Here is an 18408-nt window from a genome sequence, read left to right as displayed (position 1 = left end):
GGGCTTGGGGCTGGCAGTCAGCACCGGTTCGGCAGCTTACTCGCCGATCGGGGTCTTCTTGCCTTCAATGTAGTGGCTCAGCGTGTACAGAGGCACCTTCAGCTCGCCGTTTTCCTGGAAGGCAATCTTCGCGGTCACGCCGTTGTACTCGGACTTGCGCAGCTCGGGCAGGTACTTCTTGGGATCGGTGGAATCGGCACGCTTCATCGCGTCGACGATCAGCATGGTCGCGTCATAGAAGTACGGGCTGTAGACCTGGAACACGCCAGGGTTCTTGGCGTCGTAGCGCTTCTTCCATTCGGTACCGCCAGGCATCTTGGCCAGCGATGCACCGCCGTCGGCGCAGACCACATTGCCCAAGGTCTTGGTGCCGGTGGCCAGCTTGGCCAGCTCGGCCGTGCAGATACCGTCGCCACCGAAGAACTTCACATTGGTCATGCCCAGTTGCACCATCTGGCGCAGCATGGGGCCGGCTTGCGCGTCCATACCGCCGTAGAAGATCGCATCGGGCTTCTTGGCCTTGATGGAGGTCAGGATGGCCATGAAGTCGGTGGCCTTGTCGTTGGTGAACTCGGAAGCGACGATATTCACGCCCTTGGCGCCAGCGTCCTTCTTGAACACATTGGCCAGGCCTTGGCCGTAGGCGGTGCGGTCGTCGATCACGGCCACGTTCTTCAGCTTCAGGGTGTCGGCCGCATAGCCTGCCAGCGCAGCGCCCAGTGCGTTGTCGTTGGCGATGATGCGGAAGACGCCTGGGTAGCCAGGGCGGGTCAGCTCAGGGTTGGTGGCCGCGCCAGTGATGAAGGGCACACCGCAGTCGTTGAAGATCTTGGCCGAGGGAATCGCCACGCCCGAGTTCAGGATACCGGCGACCGCCGCCACCTTGTCATCGCAGAGCTTTTGCGCAGCAGCGGTGCCTTGCTTGGGGTCTGCCGCATCGTCTTCGGCCACCACTTCGAACTTGATCTTCTTGCCACCGATGGTCACGCCCTGGGTGTTGAGGTCTTCCACCGCAAAACGCACGCCCGTGACGTTGTCCTTGCCATAGTGCGCCTGAGGACCGGACAGCGGGCTCATCGTACCGATCTTCACCACCTCTTGTGCGCTTGCAGCCACGGCCATACCGGCCACCACCATGGCCACTGCAGCCTTGATACTTTTATCCATTGCGTCGTACTCCATCAAAAGCGTCTGTTAAGCGCCACCGGACCGGCATGTGCGGCCCTGCCCACTTGTAATGGAGGCCGCTCATCCGGTACATCATCGAACTCGATAGCGTGAGTGAGATTTTTTATCTACCCGGGCCTACGACGGTATTAGGACAAGTCCTGTAAAAATAGCGACACAGTGGGTTTGAAATCGCATATAAGCGCCAGCGCGCAACGCATTCCAGCGATTGCTGCATTGCATCAACCGGAACGCAATTACCCGGAATAGGTCTAACTTTCCGATACCGACCCATACGGACATGGACATCGAACAAAAGGCTGTCTCCTGCATACGACGCCTGCGAAGTCTGTAAAGATTGGAAAAACACAGCATGGCTGTGCTGCCGCCGTCAACCCCCAAGGCCGGAAAAACGTCTTTACATACATGGGGCCATGTATCCGGGATTTGAGGGAGTAACGGTTAGCATTGGGAAATCGTGATTGCTGGCCCCATGGCATCAGCGATGCCACCACACAACCAAAAAGGCTCGAATATGAATCATCGTCACCTGCTCAGCATTGCCACCATCGCGTTCAGCGCGTTGGCCACGACCGGCTGCGTTGCCACCGGCAGCGACGGCTACTACAGCGATTCGGGCTATGGCAGCTATGGCGGCGGTTATGGCTATGGTTACCAGCAGCCTTCGCAAACCATTTATGTGCAGGACCGCTACAACGACGACCGCTATTACCGCGACCGTGAACGTGACCGCGACCGTGCAGCCCGCGAGCGCGAAGCCCGTGAACGCGAGCGTGACCGTGACCGCGATCGCCAGGCCCGTGAACGCGACCGCGACCAGCGCGCCCGGGACGAAGACCGCCGCCGCGCACTGGAGCGCCAGGCACAAGACCGCGAACGCCAAAACCGCGAGCGCGACCGCAACCGCTTTGGCGAAAGCCGCCACCAGCAGGAATGCGCAGCGGCTGCGCGCCAGAACGCAGCCGGCAGCGACAATGTGCTGACCCCCAGCCGCCCCTGCCGCTAATGGGCTGACCAGCCCGCGTGCCCAGCGCGCGGGCGTTTCCAACAAGGAGTTTTCACCATGCGTACCATTCGTCTCGGCACGATGGCCATCGCCGCGGCCAGCGCCCTGCTCTTGGGCGGCTGCGTGGTCGCACCGGCAGACGGCGTGTACTACGGCGATGCCTATTCGACCTATTCCACCCCCAGCTATGGCTACGGCTATGGGGGTTACGGCTATGGCTACAACAGCTACCCCTACTACGGCAGCAGCTCGCTGGTGATCCAGAGTTCTCCGACCTATGTGTACGGCGGTGGCCGGCCCTATTACCGCCCGGGTGGCGGCTACTACCGCCCCGGCGGTGGCTATAACCGCCCCGGCCATGGCGGCAGCAGCCGCCCACCACCATCGCGCCCACAGCAACTGTCGCCCGGCACCGGTTCCAACTTTGGCCGTCCCTACAACTCGGGCCCACGCCCAGCGGCCCCTGCCTCGCGCCCTAATGGCGGCCGCTTTGGCGGCCAGTTCCAACGCTAAGCGCTAGGTCACACCACTCCAGCAGCCATTACCATGCGCGCCATGCCACGCTCCCATCTGCCCAGCCTCCGCTATGCCGCTTGGCTGGGTTTTTGCTGTGCTTGCGCGCTGGCGGCGCCCATGGCGCAGGCCCAGGTCACCCGCTGTGTGGATCCGGGCACCGGCAAGGTCACCTACACCGACGGCGCCTGCGCCAGCGGTGCCAGCGCAACCGAGATCGAGCGCCGCAAAACCGACGAGGAACTGGCCCAGGACCGTGCCCGCGAGCAGGAAGCGCTGCAAGCCAAGGCCGAGCGGCGCCAGCAGGAGCTGAGCCAGCGCAGGCTACAGGCCGATGAACGCGCCGAGGATTTGGCGCAACGGGCCGCCAACCGCCCCGCGCGCAGCAACCCTGCCCAGTCAGCTGCCTGCCAGCAATCGCGTGAGCGCTACAGCGCCGCATCCGATGCCGCCGCCGACAAAACCATGGGCAGCAACGCCCGACTCGATGCGGCCAAACGCCAGATGGAGCTCGACTGCATGGGCCCGGAGGCCTATAGCCGCCTGGAGGCCAGCCGCCCCGCCCCGACTGCGGTACTGCCCGCCGATCCCTATTGGGACCGCTACCCCTATGGTCGCCCGCCACCCCGCCCTCCGGTGGTGACGCCACCAGCCCCCGCACCCAGCATCAGCCGCTGCGATGTGTTCAAGTGCGTGGATACGCAAGGCTATTCGCACCCCCGTGGCCAGATTGGAGAAACCGCAAGGCCACCCAGCCCCGGCGCCAATCCGCGCGGCTGCCGCAGCCAGGGCGGCACGGCGCCCTGCTAGCCGGCCTTCGGCTGAGGATCAAGCGTCCGGGCTCGTCGCAGTGCCCGGCCCCACCAGATACACCGCCGCCTGCAGACCGTGGTGCACCGTCTGGTAGCGCAGCACCAGGCCCAGCTCCTGCCGCATACGCGTATTGCTCAAGCGCCGCGACTCGCGCATGAAACTCAGCAAGGTGGGGCTCAGTTGCTGCTCGGCCTCGGCCAGGCTGATGCGCGCGGGATGCGGCAGGCGCCACAAATCAGCAGCCAGGTCAAAATAATCGCCCATCGGCATGGCTGAGTCATCGGCCACATTGGTGATGCGCTGGGGCATGCCACGCCACAGCGCCCGCAACACGGCGCGCGCCAGGTCGTCGGCATGGATGTGGCTGGTGTAGACATCGTCCTCGCGCCGCAGCAGTGGCGTGCCACGCTGCAGCCGCCCCAGCGGGGTGCCGCCCTCGCGGTCACCCGCATAGATGCCGGGGATGCGCAGCACATGCACGGCAGCGCCGCTGGCCACAAAGCGCCGTGCCCAGGCGCGCAGCTGGCGCTCGGCATCGACCCGGCGCAAGGCCCGGGCCGTGCTGGCGCGCAGCGGATGGGTCTCCGTGACCCAGGCACCGTCCCAGTTGCCATAGACACCGCTGGTGGAGCCGTAGACCAGCTGTGGTGCCTGGCCCGCGCGGCAAACCAGCGCTTGCAGCAGGTGGCGTGTGCGCAGATCACGCGAGGCCAGCGCTGGCGGCGTGCCCGCAGCGGGCTGCGCAGGCGGCGCCAGATGCACCACGCGCTGGGCCAGGCCCGCCAGCCGGCGCAGGCTGCGCGGCTCGTCAAGATTGCCCAGCAAGGGTGTAGCGCCCAAGGCGCGCAGGCTGTCAAAGCGCTGCGGCGATGAGCTGAGCGCCCGCACCAGCGGGCCGCGCGCCGCATGCGCGTCCTGGCCCGGGCGCTGCCACAGCCGCAGCACCCGCTGGCCGACATCGCCGCAACCCACAATCAGCACCCGTTGGCGCCGAAAACGCGCTGGCAAGGCCTGGCCAGCTGCCATGGCGCAGCGCTGTCGGGGCCCGCTTCGCGGGCTTTGGTTTAAAGGCACAATAAGCTTTCGTGGTTCACATCGGCGGGGCAGACACTGCAGTCTAGCGTCTCATGCGGCTTGCAAATGGCCGCTCGCCCCCCATTTATGCAAGCCCAGGCGCCGATGAGCGCCATTGTTTTGTGTCGATAAGGAATTTTGGTGCAATGAGCTCTTCGTCCAGCGCGTTTCAAATCTCGGTCCTGCCCAGCGGACGCGCATTTGCCACCCAGGCCTCGGAAGCCATCCTCACCGCGGCCATCCGCAGCGGCGTGGGCCTGCCCTATGGTTGCAAGGATGGCGCCTGCAGCTCCTGCAAATGCAAGAAGCTCAGCGGCACGGTCGTGCATGGCCCCCACAGCGAACGCGCACTGAGCCCCCAGGAAGAGGCCGACGGCATGATCCTGCCGTGCTGCGCCGTGCCGACCAGCGATGTGGTGATCGAGTCGCGCCATGTCACCGATGAAAGCGCCTTTCCGATCAAGAAAATGCCGGTGCGCGTGCAAACCGTCGAGCGCCTCTCGCCCGATGTGGTCAAGCTGCGCCTGCAGTTGCCGGCGGCCGACAGCTTTCGCTACCATGCCGGCCAGTACATTGAGTTCCTGCTGGCTGGCGGCGTGCGCCGCGCCTATTCGATGGCCGTCGCGCCGCACCACCAGGAAACCGCGCCCGGTCTGGAGTTGCATATCCGCCACACACCCGGCGGTCTTTTTACCGACCACGTATTTGGTGCCATGAAGGAGCGCGAGATCCTGCGCATTGAAGGCCCGTTCGGCAGCTTCTACCTGCATGAGGGCGACAAGCCCATGGTCTTTCTGGCCTCGGGCACCGGCTTTGCGCCGATCAAGGCCCTTGTCGAACATCTGCAGCACCACGACATCCAGCGCCCGGTGGTGGTGTACTGGGGCGGCCGGCGCCCGCAAGACCTGTACATGCACGACTGGATGCTGGCGCGCAGCGCCGACATGCCCCAGCTGCGCTATGTGCCGGTGGTATCCGACGCTTTGGCAGAGGACGGCTGGCAAGGCCGCAGCGGCTTTGTGCACCAGGCGGTGCTCGATGATTTTGCCGACCTGTCGGGCCACGAGGTCTATGCCTGTGGCGCGCCGATTGTGGTCGATTCCGCCCGTGCCAGCTTCACCAGCCAGCGCGGCCTGCCGGAAGACGCCTTCTTTGCCGATGCCTTCGTGACCGAGGCCGATAAGCAAAACCAGATCGTATGAACGGCGGCACCATGCAAGGCCTGACATGGCGCAATCGCAGCCCTGTCCGACTGCCGCGTCACAGCAGCTACACGGCCCAGCCGCTACACTAGAAAGTTTGGAGCCGCGAACACATCCCTTGGTCGCTGGTTGCCCCGTCCTGGCCTACCTTTGTATGGCCCAGGGCTGGGTGCCCAGCCTCCATCGCAAACCTCTGGTTGGCAGGGCTGTGCTGGCGGCACTCAGGGGGTAGTGCCTGCACATCACGGGCGCTGCGTCGTTATTCACTCTCCTCAAGAAGATTCACAAGCATGCAACGCAGAAATATCCTGTTATCCACCCTCCTGGCGGCCACCGCCCTCGCAGCACCTGCCGCATTTGCAGAGCCTGTGATCCGCCTGGTAGTGCCCTATGCACCCGGTGGTCCACTGGATGTCACCTCGCGCATTCTGGCCGAGCGTGTCCGCGACCAGCTGGGCACCGTGGTGATCGACAACAAGGCAGGCGCTGGCGGCAACATCGGTGCCGACATCGTGGCCAAGGCCGCGCCGGACGGTCTGACCATCGGCCTGTCGGCGACGGCCACGCATGCCGTCAATCCCTGGCTCTACACCAAGATGCCTTTCAACGCCGCCACGGATTTCACCGCCATCACCCAGATGGTGCGCGTGCCCAATGTGCTGGTGATGAACACCGAGCGCGCCAAGGCGCTGCACATCAGCAATGTGCAGGAGCTGATCGCCTACGCCAAGAAGAACCCAGGCAAGCTCAATTTCGGCAGCGGCGGCAATGGCAGCTCCGGCCATCTGGCAGGAGAGATGATGAAGCGCCAGGCCGGCATTTTTGCCGTGCATGTGCCCTACCGTGGTGCCAACCCGGCCCAGCTGGCCCTGCTGTCGGGCGAGGTGGACTTCAACATCGACAACCTGGCGGCCGCCTCGGCCAACATCCACAGCGGCAAGCTCACCGCACTGGCCGTCACCAGCCTGCACGCCAGCCCCATGCTGCCAGGCGTGCCACCACTGGCTGACACGCTCAAGGGCTTTGAGATCGACACCTGGTGGGGCCTGGTGGCACCCGCCAACACGCCGCCTGATGTGATCAACCGCCTCAACAAGGCCTTCACCGATGCGCTGAAGGACCCTACCACCAAGACCCGCTTTGCCAGCCTGATGGCCGAGCCCGTACCCACCACGCCGGCCGAGTTTGACAAGTTCATGACCGCTGAGCGCAACAAGTACGAATCGGTGGTCAAGATCTCCGGCGCCAAGGTCGACTAAGCGCCGCACTGCGCATCCGTAGCGCTCAGCAAAAAGCCCCGCCAGCGTGCAGCTGCGGGGCTTTGTTCTTGTGGGCTGCGATATCTTTCTCGCCCGCTCAGCGCCACCAGTCCGGTCCTTGGCTGCGCTGCACACCTTGCGCCAAAAGCGGCTGCAGCTGCGCATCGCTGACCCAAGCTGGCGCCAGCTCTTGCAGCGGCGCCAGCACAAAGGCGCGCTGCCACATGCGCGGATGGGGCACCTGCAGATCGGGCATCGCAATCGAGGTATCGATGTCCGCATAGAGCAGCACATCCAGGTCCAGGGTGCGCGGGGCATTGCGGTAGGGGCGCTCGCGGCCTGCGGCCAGCTCCAGTTGCTGCAGCAAGTGCAACAGCTGCTGTGCCGACAGCGATGTGCGCAGCTCGGCCACGGCATTCAGGTAGTTGGGCCCGCTGGAATCCACCGGCCGGCTGCTGTACAGCGAGGAAACCGCTTGCACGGCCACACCCGCGCTGCCCGCCAACTGCTGCAAGGCCTCCGCCATCGCAGCACCCCGGTCGCCCAAATTGGCACCCAGGCCTATCCAGGCACGCAAGCTCTGCCCGGCGGGCGGTGCGGCATCACCATTGGCCAGGCGCTCGGCCTGGCCCAGTGCTTCAGTCGCCATGGGCGGCTGCATCGGCACCGCCGCCGCCAGCTGCGGCACCGCCAGCATCACCCGAACCGGGTTTGCGGCGGCGACGGCGGCGCTTCTTGGCTGGCGCATCTGCATGGGCTTCGCTGTCGCTGTCCATCGCCTGCTGGGCCACCTGGTCCAGGCTGGAGCCCTCTTGTGCCTCCGTGGCAGCGGGCTTTCTAGGCGCGCGCTTGGGCTTGGGTGCGCCAGCCTTGGGCTTGGCGCGTTGCTCTTCGCGCACCTGGGCGATCAGGTCTTCGCGGCGGGCCTCATCGGCCTGCTGGAACTCTTGCCACCAGTTGGCCAGCGCTTCGTCCACCTCGCCCACATCGGCGCGCAAACGCAGAAAATCGAAGCCGGCACGGAAGCGTGCCTGCGCGATCATGCCAAACGGCGTGCTGCCGGTGCGCTTTTCAAAGCGCGGCTGCATGACCCAGATCTCGCGCATGTCGGCGGCCAGCTTGCCCCGGCCGGAGACATCACCAATGCGGTGGTTGAAGACATCGTCGATCGCATCCTGCAGAGCCGGGTGCGGGTGCTCGCCCTTGAGCATGCGCTTGTCCCAGCCGGCCTTGACGTCCTGCCACAGCACGCAGGCGAGCAAAAAGCTCGGCGCCACGCTCTTGCCTTCGGCTACGCGGCGGTCGGTGTCCATCAACGCGGCCTGCACAAAGGGCAGGTCGGCGCGGTCCACCACCACATCCAGCAGCGGATAAATGCCCTTGGCCAGGCCCAGCAGACGCAACTGCTCGATCGAGGCCAGCGAATGGCCTGTCTGCAAGAGCTTGAGCATCTCATCAAACATGCGGCTTTGCGGCACCTCCTGCAGCAGCTGGGCGCATTCGACCAGGGGCTTGGCGGTCTTGGGGTCGAGCGTGAAACCCTTCTTGCTGAGCTTGGCGGCAAAACGCACGGCGCGGATGATGCGCACCGGGTCTTCGCGGTAGCGCGTGGCCGGGTCGCCAATCATGCGCAGCACATGCTTTTGCGAGTCGCGGATGCCCTTGTGGTAGTCCACCACGATCTGGGTCTGCGGGTCGTAGTACATGGCGTTGACGGTGAAGTCGCGCCGCGCCGCATCCTCGTTCTGGGGGCCCCAGACGTTGTCGCGCAGCACGCGGCCGCTTTCGTCCACCGCCAGCTTCATGCCGGCCAGTGCGGCCTTGCTGGTTTTCTCGTTGCCCTGCACCTGCTCGGCCTTGGAGCTGTCCAGGAAAGCGCGGAAGGTGGTGACTTCGATGACCTCGTTCTCGCGGCCACGGCCATAGACCACGTGCACGATGCGAAAGCGCCGGCCGATGATGAAGGCGCGGCGGAACAGGCTCTTGACTTGCTCAGGCGTGGCATTGGTGGCTACGTCGAAATCCTTGGGGCGCAGGCCCAGCAGCAGGTCGCGCACCGCGCCGCCGACGATATAGGCCTCGAAGCCCGCTTCCTTCAAGGTGCTGCAGACATCCAGTGCCCGGCGGTCCACCAGCTTGGGATCGATGTTGTGCACATCAACGCCCACTTCCTCGCGCTTGCCAAAGGGGTTCTTGGTTTTGCTGGCGGCAGTCGCCTTGCCCAGCAATTTATCGATGATGGTCTTGATCATGCGTGTGGCTCCAGCAGGTCCAGGATGCGCCAGCCGCGTTCGGTGGCCAGTTGGCGCAGGCGCGCGTCGGGGTTGGTGGCCACGGCAGTATCCACCTTTTCCAGCAGCGGCACGTCGTTCATCGAGTCGCTGTAGAAGATGCTGTCCACGCTGTCCCAGCTCAGGCCGCGCTCGGCCATCCAGGCCTCCATGCGGGTGACTTTGCCGGCGCGCATGGTGGGCACACCATCGATCTCGCCGGTGATCCAGCCCGAGGCATCGCGCGCCAGGTTGACGGCCAGCAGGTGGTCCACACCCAAGGCCTTGGCAATCGGGCGGGTCACGAATTCATTGGTGGCGGTGACGATCACGATGGTGTCGCCCGCATCGCGGTGCTGCTGCAGCAGAGCCAGCGCGGCAGGCTGGATATGCGGCGTGATGACTTCCTGCATGAACACGCGGTGCGCCTCATCAGCGGCCTGCGGGCCCAGCTTGCGAATGGCCTCGGTGGCAAAACGCACATAGGCATGGATATCGAGCGTGCCTTTTTGGTAATCGGCAAAAAAGGCCGCATTGCGGCTGCCAAACTCCTGCTTGTCGCACCAGCCCTTGCGCAAGGTGAACTCCCCCCATTCGTAATCCGAATCGAGCGGTAGCAACGTGTGGTCCAGGTCAAAAAGCGCAAGCCTTGTGCTTGTGCCAGCAGAGTTATTCATTCAAAAAATCTCGGTTGTTGCTGCAAGACCATTCACTCCGTCTCCAGCATGTCCTTGAGCAAGGGGATCGTCAGGCCCCTTTTATTGCGCAAGGCAAAATTGTCCAGGTGGTCCAACAGCTGCATCAGGCTGCCCAAATCGCGCGAAAAACGCTTGAGCATGTAATCCATCACATCGTCGGTCAATACCAGGCCACGTCGTTTGGCTTCATCCTTGAGCACATCCCTGCGCTGCGCTTCGCTGAGCAGGTGCAGCTGGTAGATCTCGCCCCAGCCCAGCCGGGTGCGCAAGTCGTCGCGCAGTTTCAGGTCCGAAGGCGGCACGTCGCCCGCCGCCAGCACCCAGCGCCGCGCACCCGTGGCCGGGCTGGTGGCGTTGACAAACCAGTTGAAGGCCGCGGCCTGCTGCACCGGGTTGTAGAACTGCACCTCGTCCAGGATCACGGCCGACCAGCGCTCGTTGAAGGCACTGGGAAAGCGGGTGCTCGCATCGAGCCAGCCCACCGGCGCGCCCTGCTCACGCAGAGCTTCGGCCACCGCGCGCAGCAAATAGGTCTTGCCGCAGCCCATCTCACCCCAGAGGTAAGTCGGCACGGTGGAGCGCGGCGTGTCCCAGGCCTCATTGACCTGGGCATGCAGATGCGCGAGTGCTGCCTGGTTGGAGCCCGCAAAAAACCGGTTCAGGCTTGGCGCTGGCGCCAAACCCAGGTCCAAAGCCATTTGCTTCATGCGCCAACTCCTATCCGCGCCCAGGCCCGCCGTGCATGAGGCACTGCGTTGTCGGACATCAGATAAAAGGAAATCTCACGCATGGCTGCGTTCAATACAAGAAAGCGTTCGGTCTGGTTGGCGCGATGCGCGCCAACTTGGGGCGCCCCTGCTCGTCATGCAGTGACCAGGGCCCTACATGCAAACCCATTGATTTTAGTCGGTAGTAACGGCTGTGTGACACAAAAGGCCCCTGCGCCGCATTTATGCATGAAATCGGCCACAAAGCAGGCCGCAAATGCGCGCTCTGGCGGTAACAGTGCACACCGGACGGGCATTCTGCCCCCTCGGGTATGGCTTGCGACATAAAATCGACGTTTCTGGCCCCCTTTGGGTCAGCTTGTCAGCTTTATTGCCTTTGTAGTCCCTCATGAGCTCTTCCAATTCCTCCACCCCCCTTTCGTACAAAGACGCTGGCGTTGATATTGACGCAGGCGACGCGCTGGTCGAGCGCATCAAGCCCCTGGCCAAGAAAACCATGCGCGAAGGCGTGATGGCGGGTATCGGTGGTTTTGGCGCGCTGTTTGAAGTGCCCAAGCGCTACAAGGAGCCCGTGCTGGTGTCCGGCACGGACGGCGTGGGCACCAAGCTGCGCCTAGCTTTTGAGTGGAATATGCATGACACCGTGGGCATCGACCTGGTGGCCATGAGCGTCAACGACGTGCTGGTGCAAGGCGCCGAGCCCCTGTTCTTCCTCGACTACTTTGCCTGCGGCAAGCTGGATGTGGACACGGCAGCGGCCGTGGTTGGCGGTATCGCCAAGGGCTGCGAGCTGTCGGGCTGCGCACTGATTGGTGGTGAAACCGCCGAGATGCCCGGCATGTACCCAGACGGCGAATACGACCTGGCCGGCTTTGCAGTTGGCGCGGTCGAGAAAAGCAAGATCCTGACCGGCCAGAACGTGCAAGCCGGCGACGTGGTGCTGGGCCTGGCCTCGCACGGCGTGCATTCCAATGGCTTCTCGCTGGTGCGCAAGTGCATCGAGCGCGCGGAAAGCCAAGGCGGCCTGCCAGAAACCCTGGACGGCAAGCCCTTCAAGAGCGCCATCATGGAGCCCACCCGCCTCTATGTGCTCAACGTGCTGAAGGTGCTGGCTTCGCAGCCCATCAAGGCGCTGGCCCACATCACCGGTGGCGGCCTGCTGGAGAACATCCCCCGCGTGCTGCCTGAAGGCCTGGGCGCACACCTGGTCAAGGGCAGCTGGCCCCAGACCGAGCTGTTTGCCTGGCTGCAAAAGACCGCTGGCATCGACGACATCGAGATGAACCGCACGTTCAACAACGGTATCGGCATGGTGGTGGTGGTTCCAGCCGAGAGCGAACAGGCCGTCAAGGACGCCTTCTCCGCACTGGGTGAACAAGTGTGGACGATTGGCAGCATCGCCCCCCGTGGCGCAGAGGCTGCAGTCACGGTACGCTAAGCTTACCCGTCGGGCAGGCGTGCATCGCGCCGTCTGCCCAGCGCGCAGCAAGGGCCAGCTCCTGGCCCTCCGACTCGCTCAGATGGATGGCCTACCATGCAACCGGATTCCGCAAAGCCCTCGTCCAACAGCCCCGCAGCCGGCCAGCCGGCCAGCGGCGCTGCGGACCTGCCGCATGTTTGGCGGCCGCCGCCTGCGCATTGGGGCGTCAGAGTGGCATCCTATGTGCTGATGGCTGCGGGCTTGCTGCTGATCATGCTCAATGGCCTGCTGGTGGGCCTGCTGGCCGCCTGCGCCGGCTACACCTTCACCTTGTTTCTGGTGCACAAGATCCGCGAGTTGAGCCGCCTGCCGACCTCGCTGAACACGCCACCACCACTGTGGATGGAATACCTGTCCGTCACCATCGTGCTGGTGGTTCCGGTGGTGCTGGTCACCATTGGCCTGATCCATTCCCAGGGCTATCTGCTCAACGCGCCGCAGCAGTACCGCGAGATGCTGGTCTCGATGGCCAAGACCTTGCTGGACCTGCGCAGCAAGCTGCCGCCCGAGCTGGCCAATGTGCTTCCCGATGGCGCGCAAGACCTGCAGCAGCGCGCCGCTGAATACCTGGGCACCAAGGCCGGCGCCATTGCCAACATGGGCCGGCTCTGGCTCACCGGCCTGCTCTATGTGTTTGTGGGCCTGTTGATTGGCGCGCTGGCCGCCGTGCGCCACAGCCGCCATTCCCACGCCCCCCTGGCCTACCAGCTGCAACTGCGCGTGCAGCGCTTTGGCGATGCCTTCCGCCAGATTGTTGCCGCCCAGTTCTGGATCGCACTGTTCAACACGGTGCTGACCGCCATCTTCCTGCTGGGCATCCTGCCGCTGATCAATATGCGCCTGCCCTATAGCGGCGCGCTGATCATGCTGACCTTTTTTGGCGGCCTGATCCCCATCGTCGGCAACCTCGTCTGCAATGCCGTCATCACCACCGTCGGCCTGTCGGTCTCCCCGCTGACCGCCGTGGCCTGCCTGGCCTTTTTGGTGCTGATTCACAAGGCCGAGTACCTGATCAACGCCAAGGTTGTGGGTGCCAAGACGCATATGGGCGTCTGGGAGCTGCTGTCGGTGATGTTTGTAGCGGAAGCTATCTTTGGCCCTGCCGGGCTGGTGGCTGCGCCGCTCTTTTACGCCTATCTGAAAAAAGAGCTGTTTGCCGCGCGGCTGATCTGACACCCGCCTCTTTGGCGCTGCATCCTCAGGCGAGGTGCAGATGCCCATCACGCCGCCCTTTTTGCTCCAAGCACCGCACCATGCATCTTCAAGCGCCCTAAGCGCTAGAGAAGCAACTGAATCTGTACCCCTCCTCAACACAGCTTCGCAGCCTGCTGGCACCCTCCCGCCGCAAACGTGATCAGCACCGAGAGCAGGCCGGCTGGCCCACGGCCTGCGTTTGCTGTCGTATGGGCGCGTTGCTGCCAGCATCAGCACAATACAAGCGTAAAAAAAACCTCGGTGATGAAACCGAGGTTCTTTGTATTGAATGATCCGAAATCTTAATTAATAGACTTCCGGAACATACATGGAAGCAGGCACGGGCAGGCGGCTGTAGTCCGGATGACGGATCCGGTCGGGCAGCACCACATTCTCATGGTCCACATCGGTGTAAGGCACCTGGGCCAGGAAATGCGCGATGCAGTTCAGGCGCGCTTTCTTCTTGTCATCGGCATGCACCAGCCACCAGGGCGCCTCGGGGATGTGGGTGCGCTCCAGCATCACTTCCTTGGCCTTGGTGTACTCTTCCCAGCGGACACGGCTTTGCAGGTCCATTGGGGAGAGCTTCCACTGCTTGAGCGGGTCATGGATACGACCCAGGAAGCGCAGGTGCTGCTCTTCGTCGCTGATCGAGAACCAGTACTTGACCAGCAGGATGCCCGAGCGGACGAGCATCTTCTCGAAGTCAGGCACGGTGCGGAAGAATTCTTCGTACTGGTCATTGGTGCAAAAACCCATGACCTTCTCGACGCCAGCGCGGTTGTACCAGCTGCGGTCAAACAGCACGATCTCGCCAGCGGCGGGCAGGTGCGCCACATAGCGCTGGAAGTACCACTGCGTGCGTTCGCGGTCGTTGGGGGCCGGCAAGGCGGCAACGCGCACCACACGGGGGTTGAGACGCTGGGTAATGCGCTTGATCACACCGCCCTTGCCTGCGGCATCGCGCCCTTCGAACAGCACCACCACCTTCTGGCCGGTGTGCTGCACCCAGTCCTGCAGCTTGACCAGTTCACCCTGCAGCCTGAGCAGCTCGCGGAAGTACTGGTAGTCATGCTCCGTCATCCCGGCTGCGAACGGCGCGCCCAGCATGCCGTCCTCCATCTCGAGCTCCAGAGACTCGTCGTAATCATCCATCACGTCACGCGCGATCTTGTGCATGACGTCTTCTGGTGAAATTCCTAATCTGTCTTTCATAGTGGCGCATCCCTAGTGCCGCTATCTTGCCGAAGTTGTGTGACGACAGAATGACAAGAAAATGTCAAAACAACGTCAAACGTTACATTCGTTGCAAATCTAACAAAGCAGCACGGATAGTGGCCGCATCCTCTGGATTGCCGGTCTGGTTGAGGTAGGTTTGCAGGTCTTCCCGGGCCCGGTCATGCACGCCCAGCTCTGCATAGGCCAGGCCGCGGTCGCGCAATTCCGTCCATTCGCTGGGCAGCAGCACCAGCAGCCGGTTTTGCACTTCGATCAGCTTGGACCAGTTCTTGTCGCTGTGGTAGATCTCCTTGAGATTGGAGAGCATGCGCGCAATGATGTCGCGCGGGCTGGCGGCTTGCAGGTACAGACCCAGCGGCACATCGTCTTCATCGACGCGGTGAAACGCCTTTTGCATGGGCTCCAGCATCTCGGCGAGCATATTGCTGGAGAACGACTGGCCCGACAGTGGGTCGAGCACGATCTGCCCTTCGGCCACGCTCACCTTGAGCAAAAAATGGCCGGGAAAGCAGATGCCATGCGCGGGCAGTTGCAAGGCCGATGCCAGCTCCAGCCAGATGACTGCCAGCGACACTGGAATGCCGCGCCTGCGGTGCAGCACGGCATTGAGGCAGCTGTTGTCCAGCGCATAGAAGTCATTGGGATTGCCTTGAAAACCCCAATCGGCATAGAAACGGTGGTTGAGTGCCTTGAGCCGAGTCAGCGCGCTGCGGCTGCTGGCATCGCGGCTTTCCATCAGTTGGCCCAGCAGCTGGTCGACCTCGTTCAGAACCTGCTGGGTATCCAGCTGCGGGTATTCGATGCAGGCCACGGCAGCGGCGGCTTCGAGCAGCGGAAAACCATCATCGCTGCTGACCAGCGATTCGAAATGCTCCAACGGTGTGGGGATAGAAAAGCGGAAGTCCATACACATCCCAACTGCAGCGCCTTCGCATACATCGCTGGCACTCTCGGGCGCTGCCAGTGCCATGACGCCATGTATAGCACGAGACAGCCCCGAATGCAGGGCCTGTAGGACACAATTGTGCAAAAGCTGCGTAAATATGCTGGCCATCCCCAGGAATCTCCCTAGGAACTATTGCCGAGCTACCGCCACAACTGCGCCTGCAGTTAGCGCTCAAAAACGCTCAGCGGCGCAGCAGGTTGCGCAGCTTCATGCCCGACAAGGCCAGCACGCCAAAGTACAGCAGCGCAGCGCCGGCCATCCACAGCGCCAGCAGTCCCACGCGCTCCAGGCGGTGCGCCCCCATCGCCACCCAGTCGGTCATCTGCGCACCCCAGGCCAGGAATATGCTCAGCAGCGCCACCGCCAGCGACACCCGGGCCAGAAAGATCCACCAGCCCGGCTTGGGCTTGAAGCTGCCGCGCCGGATCAAGCCCACCAGCAGCCACAGCGCATTGATGACGGCACCCAGACCGATCGACAAGGCCAGGCCGGTATGGGCCATGGTTGGCACCAGCACCAGGTTCAGCAGCTGGGTCAGTACCAGCACACAGATGGCAATCTTCACCGGCGTGCGGATGTCCTGGCTGGCATAAAAGCCGGGCGCCAGCACCTTGATGGCGACCATGGCCAGCAGGCCCACGCCATAGCCTTGCAGCGCCAGCGCAATCTGGCCCACATCCGAGCCCTTGAGCGCGCCGTAGTGGAACAGCACCGCCACCAAGGGCTTGGCAAACAGCAGCAGGCCTGCCGCACAAGGCGCGGCCAGCAGCACCACAATACGCAGGCCCCAGTCCAGCATGGCGCCATAGCGCTCATCATCGCCCGCCGCCTTGGCCGACGACAGCTGCGGCGTCAGCACCACGCCCAGCGCCACGCCCAGCAAGGCAGTGGGGAACTCCATCAGCCGGTCGGCATAGAACAGCCAGGTCACACTGCCGGGTGCCAAATAGGAGGCAATCTGAGTGTTGATCATCAGCGAGATCTGGGCCACGCCCACACCCAGCAAGGCGGGCGCCATCAGCGACAGGATGCGGCGCACGCCGGCATCGGCCCAGGCCTGCTTGATGACCGAGGGCCGGCAGGAGATACGCGGCAGCATGCCAATGCGGCGCAGCGCAGGAAACTGCACCACCAGCTGCAGCACGCCGCCCGCCATCACACCAACAGCCATGCCATAGATAGGCTCCAGCCCATGGCTGCGCATCCAGGGCGTCAGCGCCAGCGCGGCCACAATCATGCTGACATTGAGCAGCACCGGCGTGAAGGCCGGCACGATAAAGCGCTTCCAGGTATTGAGCACGCCCGCCGCCAGCGCCACCAGCGACATAAAGCCAATGTAGGGAAACATCCAGCGCGTCATCAGCACGGCCGCGTCGTAGCTGTGTGGGTTCTGGCGCAGGCCGCTGGCCAGCAGCCAGACCAGCGCGGGCGCTGCCACCACACCCAGCACGCAGGTCAGCGTCAGAATCCAGAACAGCACCGTGGCCACGCTGTGCACCAGGGTGCGGGTGCGTTCTTCACCCTCCTTGGTCAAGGTGGTGGCCAGCACCGGCACAAAGGCCTGGCTGAACGCCCCTTCTGCAAACAAGCGCCTGAACAGGTTGGGAATGCGAAAGGCGACGTTGAACGCATCGGTCAACGCACTGGCACCAAACATGGTGGCCATCAGCAGATCGCGGGCAAGCCCTGTGATACGCGAGAGCAGCGTAAACAGGGAGACGGTGGAGGCAGCTTTGAACAGTGACACCCGGGCAGTGTAGCCGCGCCGCTGGCGGGAAATTGCGGGTTATCTGGATTTCTGAGTAAACAGCGGCTATAATGCCCGATTCACTGAAAACATCCGCAGACTCAAAGGACACTCATCATGGCATCTAAGCCAGTCAAAAAGAACCCCCGTTTGGCATCCGGCCGTAAGCGCGCCCGCCAAACCGTCAAGCTGAACGCCGCTAACACCTCGCTGCGTTCCAAGTACCGTACCGCTATCAAGAACGTGGAAAAGGCTGTTGCCGCTGGCGACAAGACCAAGGCCACCGAACTGTTTGCCAAGGCTCAATCCGTGCTGGACACGATTGCAGACAAGGGCATCTTCCACAAGAACAAGGCTGCTCGCGATAAGAGCCGCATTGCTGCCAAGGTCAAGGCCCTGGCACTGGCCGCCTAAGCCCATTAGGCAATCGCACGGGCAGGATCCCCTGCCCGCCGTTTGTAACGGGTGCGCTCTCAGTGAACTAAAAAGCCGTCGCAAGACGGCTTTTTTCGTTGTGTCTGACCCGTCCGTATTAGCGTTGACACCTTGGACTTACCCAAAGGGATAAGCAAGATGGAGTCTAGGACTAAGCGGACACAGAGCGATTACACGCTGGCTTTTAAGCTGGCCGTTGTCGAGCAGGTAGAAAAAGGCGAGCTGACGTACAAGCAGGCACAGCACAAGTACGGCATTCAGGGCAGATCAACCGTATTGGTGTGGTTGAGAAAGCACGGCAGACTTGGTTGGAGCGTTGGTGCATCATCTGCGGCTATGCCGATCAATAAAAAACCCCAGCCTCTGACACCTGAGCAACGCATCAAAGAGCTTGAAGTTCAGCTCAAGGAGTCGCAGCAAAAGGCGCAGCTGTTTGAAGCTGTGATCGACGTGCTGCGCAGAGACTATGGAGTGCGCGTCGTAAAAAAGCCTTTGGGCAAGTCTTGCAAGAGCGGCTCGTTCAAGGACTGAGCGTGAGCCAGGCTTGCCGATTCATGGGCACGAGCCGCCAAGCTCACTACCAAGGCTGCCAGCGCCAGGCCAGGCGGGTGGAGCA

The 18408-nt window shown here is 63.1% G+C and carries 17 protein-coding genes and 1 pseudogene; 9 read left to right on the top strand and 9 right to left on the bottom strand.

Translation table 11 applies throughout. The features are described 5' to 3' along the window. Positions 1-36: 36 nt before the first annotated feature. Positions 37-1167 (bottom strand): branched-chain amino acid ABC transporter substrate-binding protein, encoded by a 1131-nt coding sequence (locus EDF71_RS17850; RefSeq protein ID WP_133857913.1) that lies wholly within the window; start codon positions 1165-1167, stop codon positions 37-39. Positions 1168-1702: 535 nt separating this feature from the next. Here EDF71_RS17850 and EDF71_RS17845 point away from each other — a divergent pair. Genes EDF71_RS17845 through EDF71_RS17835 form a run of 3 tightly spaced genes read left to right on the top strand, consistent with a single transcriptional unit; the run spans position 1703 to position 3517 of the window. After that, complete coding sequence (locus EDF71_RS17845; RefSeq protein WP_133857912.1) at positions 1703-2194, top strand: hypothetical protein; 492 nt, start codon at positions 1703-1705, stop codon at positions 2192-2194. Between the two features lie 57 nt (positions 2195-2251). Continuing rightward, positions 2252-2707, top strand: coding sequence for a hypothetical protein (locus tag EDF71_RS17840; RefSeq protein WP_133857911.1), 456 nt, complete (start codon positions 2252-2254; stop codon positions 2705-2707). A gap of 42 nt (positions 2708-2749) precedes the next feature. After that, the gene (locus EDF71_RS17835; protein ID WP_133857910.1) at positions 2750-3517 is read left to right on the top strand and encodes a DUF4124 domain-containing protein; all 768 of its coding nucleotides are present in this window, start codon (positions 2750-2752) and stop codon (positions 3515-3517) included. An 18-nt stretch (positions 3518-3535) separates the two neighbouring features. Here EDF71_RS17835 and EDF71_RS17830 read toward each other — a convergent pair whose 3' ends face one another. Beyond that, positions 3536-4546 carry an NAD-dependent epimerase/dehydratase family protein gene (locus EDF71_RS17830; RefSeq protein ID WP_133857909.1) on the bottom strand — a complete coding sequence of 337 codons (1011 nt, stop codon included), beginning with the start codon at positions 4544-4546 and terminating at the stop codon, positions 3536-3538. Positions 4547-4740: 194 nt separating this feature from the next. On the opposite strand from EDF71_RS17830, the gene EDF71_RS17825 reads away from it, so the two are divergent. Together EDF71_RS17825 and EDF71_RS17820 are read left to right on the top strand one after the other, a co-directional pair. Further along, on the top strand, positions 4741-5796 hold the full coding sequence (locus EDF71_RS17825) for a CDP-6-deoxy-delta-3,4-glucoseen reductase (RefSeq protein ID WP_133857908.1): 1056 nt from the start codon (positions 4741-4743) through the stop codon (positions 5794-5796). A 290-nt stretch (positions 5797-6086) separates the two neighbouring features. Beyond that, positions 6087-7055 (top strand): tripartite tricarboxylate transporter substrate binding protein, encoded by a 969-nt coding sequence (locus tag EDF71_RS17820; protein WP_133857907.1) that lies wholly within the window; start codon positions 6087-6089, stop codon positions 7053-7055. 97 nt (positions 7056-7152) lie between these two features. On the opposite strand, the gene folK is transcribed toward EDF71_RS17820, so the two are convergent. Genes folK through hda form a run of 4 tightly spaced genes read right to left on the bottom strand, consistent with a single transcriptional unit; the run spans position 7153 to position 10730 of the window. Further along, a complete protein-coding gene (gene folK / locus EDF71_RS17815) occupies positions 7153-7704 on the bottom strand; it encodes a 2-amino-4-hydroxy-6-hydroxymethyldihydropteridine diphosphokinase (protein WP_279586296.1) in 552 nt (183 codons plus the stop codon). Further along, positions 7694-9307 (bottom strand): polynucleotide adenylyltransferase PcnB, encoded by a 1614-nt coding sequence (gene pcnB, locus EDF71_RS17810; protein WP_133857905.1) that lies wholly within the window; start codon positions 9305-9307, stop codon positions 7694-7696. The genes folK and pcnB overlap by 11 nt, the downstream gene beginning before the upstream one ends. Beyond that, complete coding sequence (locus EDF71_RS17805; protein ID WP_133857904.1) at positions 9304-10002, bottom strand: HAD family phosphatase; 699 nt, start codon at positions 10000-10002, stop codon at positions 9304-9306. Before EDF71_RS17805 ends, pcnB begins: the two co-directional genes overlap by 4 nt. Before the next feature lie 32 nt (positions 10003-10034). Then, entirely contained in the window at positions 10035-10730 is a 696-nt protein-coding gene (gene hda, locus EDF71_RS17800) for a DnaA regulatory inactivator Hda (protein WP_133857903.1), read from the bottom strand. A 409-nt stretch (positions 10731-11139) separates the two neighbouring features. On the opposite strand from hda, the gene purM reads away from it, so the two are divergent. Beyond that, complete coding sequence (purM, locus tag EDF71_RS17795; protein ID WP_133857902.1) at positions 11140-12189, top strand: phosphoribosylformylglycinamidine cyclo-ligase; 1050 nt, start codon at positions 11140-11142, stop codon at positions 12187-12189. Positions 12190-12285: 96 nt separating this feature from the next. Beyond that, a complete protein-coding gene (locus EDF71_RS17790) occupies positions 12286-13404 on the top strand; it encodes an AI-2E family transporter (protein ID WP_133857901.1) in 1119 nt (372 codons plus the stop codon). 327 nt (positions 13405-13731) lie between these two features. Here EDF71_RS17790 and ppk2 read toward each other — a convergent pair whose 3' ends face one another. The 3 genes from ppk2 to murJ all read right to left on the bottom strand — a co-directional run bounded on the left by ppk2 (position 13732) and on the right by murJ (position 17357). Then, positions 13732-14604: a polyphosphate kinase 2 gene (gene ppk2, locus EDF71_RS17785; RefSeq protein WP_243854347.1), complete on the bottom strand. Its 873-nt coding sequence runs from the start codon at positions 14602-14604 to the stop codon at positions 13732-13734. Between the two features lie 118 nt (positions 14605-14722). Next, complete coding sequence (locus tag EDF71_RS17780; protein ID WP_243854346.1) at positions 14723-15571, bottom strand: tetratricopeptide repeat protein; 849 nt, start codon at positions 15569-15571, stop codon at positions 14723-14725. 220 nt (positions 15572-15791) lie between these two features. Then, positions 15792-17357 (bottom strand): murein biosynthesis integral membrane protein MurJ, encoded by a 1566-nt coding sequence (gene murJ / locus EDF71_RS17775; RefSeq protein ID WP_133857898.1) that lies wholly within the window; start codon positions 17355-17357, stop codon positions 15792-15794. Positions 17358-17471: 114 nt separating this feature from the next. Between murJ and rpsT the strand changes: the two genes are divergently transcribed. Together rpsT and EDF71_RS17765 are read left to right on the top strand one after the other, a co-directional pair. After that, a complete protein-coding gene (gene rpsT / locus EDF71_RS17770; protein ID WP_133857897.1) occupies positions 17472-17771 on the top strand; it encodes a 30S ribosomal protein S20 in 300 nt (99 codons plus the stop codon). Between the two features lie 159 nt (positions 17772-17930). Next, positions 17931-18408: pseudogene (locus tag EDF71_RS17765) on the top strand (helix-turn-helix domain-containing protein); the annotation flags it as partial.

It is taken from the genome of Comamonas sp. JUb58 (genome assembly GCF_004364775.1).
GTDB lineage: Bacteria > Pseudomonadota > Gammaproteobacteria > Burkholderiales > Burkholderiaceae_C > Comamonas.
This window is presented reverse-complemented; position numbering and strand designations above follow the sequence as displayed.

What these genes read in the sequence shown, in the direction of transcription:
- EDF71_RS17850 (WP_133857913.1), bottom strand. Translation starts at nt 1,167, where the DNA reads ATGGATAAAAGTATCAAGGCTGCAGTGGCCATGGTGGTGGCCGGTATG.
- EDF71_RS17845 (WP_133857912.1), top strand. Translation starts at nt 1,703, where the DNA reads ATGAATCATCGTCACCTGCTCAGCATTGCCACCATCGCGTTCAGCGCG.
- EDF71_RS17840 (WP_133857911.1), top strand. Translation starts at nt 2,252, where the DNA reads ATGCGTACCATTCGTCTCGGCACGATGGCCATCGCCGCGGCCAGCGCC.
- EDF71_RS17835 (WP_133857910.1), top strand. Translation starts at nt 2,750, where the DNA reads ATGCCACGCTCCCATCTGCCCAGCCTCCGCTATGCCGCTTGGCTGGGT.
- EDF71_RS17830 (WP_133857909.1), bottom strand. Translation starts at nt 4,546, where the DNA reads ATGGCAGCTGGCCAGGCCTTGCCAGCGCGTTTTCGGCGCCAACGGGTG.
- EDF71_RS17825 (WP_133857908.1), top strand. Translation starts at nt 4,741, where the DNA reads ATGAGCTCTTCGTCCAGCGCGTTTCAAATCTCGGTCCTGCCCAGCGGA.
- EDF71_RS17820 (WP_133857907.1), top strand. Translation starts at nt 6,087, where the DNA reads ATGCAACGCAGAAATATCCTGTTATCCACCCTCCTGGCGGCCACCGCC.
- folK (WP_279586296.1), bottom strand. Translation starts at nt 7,704, where the DNA reads ATGGCGACTGAAGCACTGGGCCAGGCCGAGCGCCTGGCCAATGGTGAT.
- pcnB (WP_133857905.1), bottom strand. Translation starts at nt 9,307, where the DNA reads ATGATCAAGACCATCATCGATAAATTGCTGGGCAAGGCGACTGCCGCC.
- EDF71_RS17805 (WP_133857904.1), bottom strand. Translation starts at nt 10,002, where the DNA reads ATGAATAACTCTGCTGGCACAAGCACAAGGCTTGCGCTTTTTGACCTG.
- hda (WP_133857903.1), bottom strand. Translation starts at nt 10,730, where the DNA reads ATGAAGCAAATGGCTTTGGACCTGGGTTTGGCGCCAGCGCCAAGCCTG.
- purM (WP_133857902.1), top strand. Translation starts at nt 11,140, where the DNA reads ATGAGCTCTTCCAATTCCTCCACCCCCCTTTCGTACAAAGACGCTGGC.
- EDF71_RS17790 (WP_133857901.1), top strand. Translation starts at nt 12,286, where the DNA reads ATGCAACCGGATTCCGCAAAGCCCTCGTCCAACAGCCCCGCAGCCGGC.
- ppk2 (WP_243854347.1), bottom strand. Translation starts at nt 14,604, where the DNA reads ATGCACAAGATCGCGCGTGACGTGATGGATGATTACGACGAGTCTCTG.
- EDF71_RS17780 (WP_243854346.1), bottom strand. Translation starts at nt 15,571, where the DNA reads ATGGACTTCCGCTTTTCTATCCCCACACCGTTGGAGCATTTCGAATCG.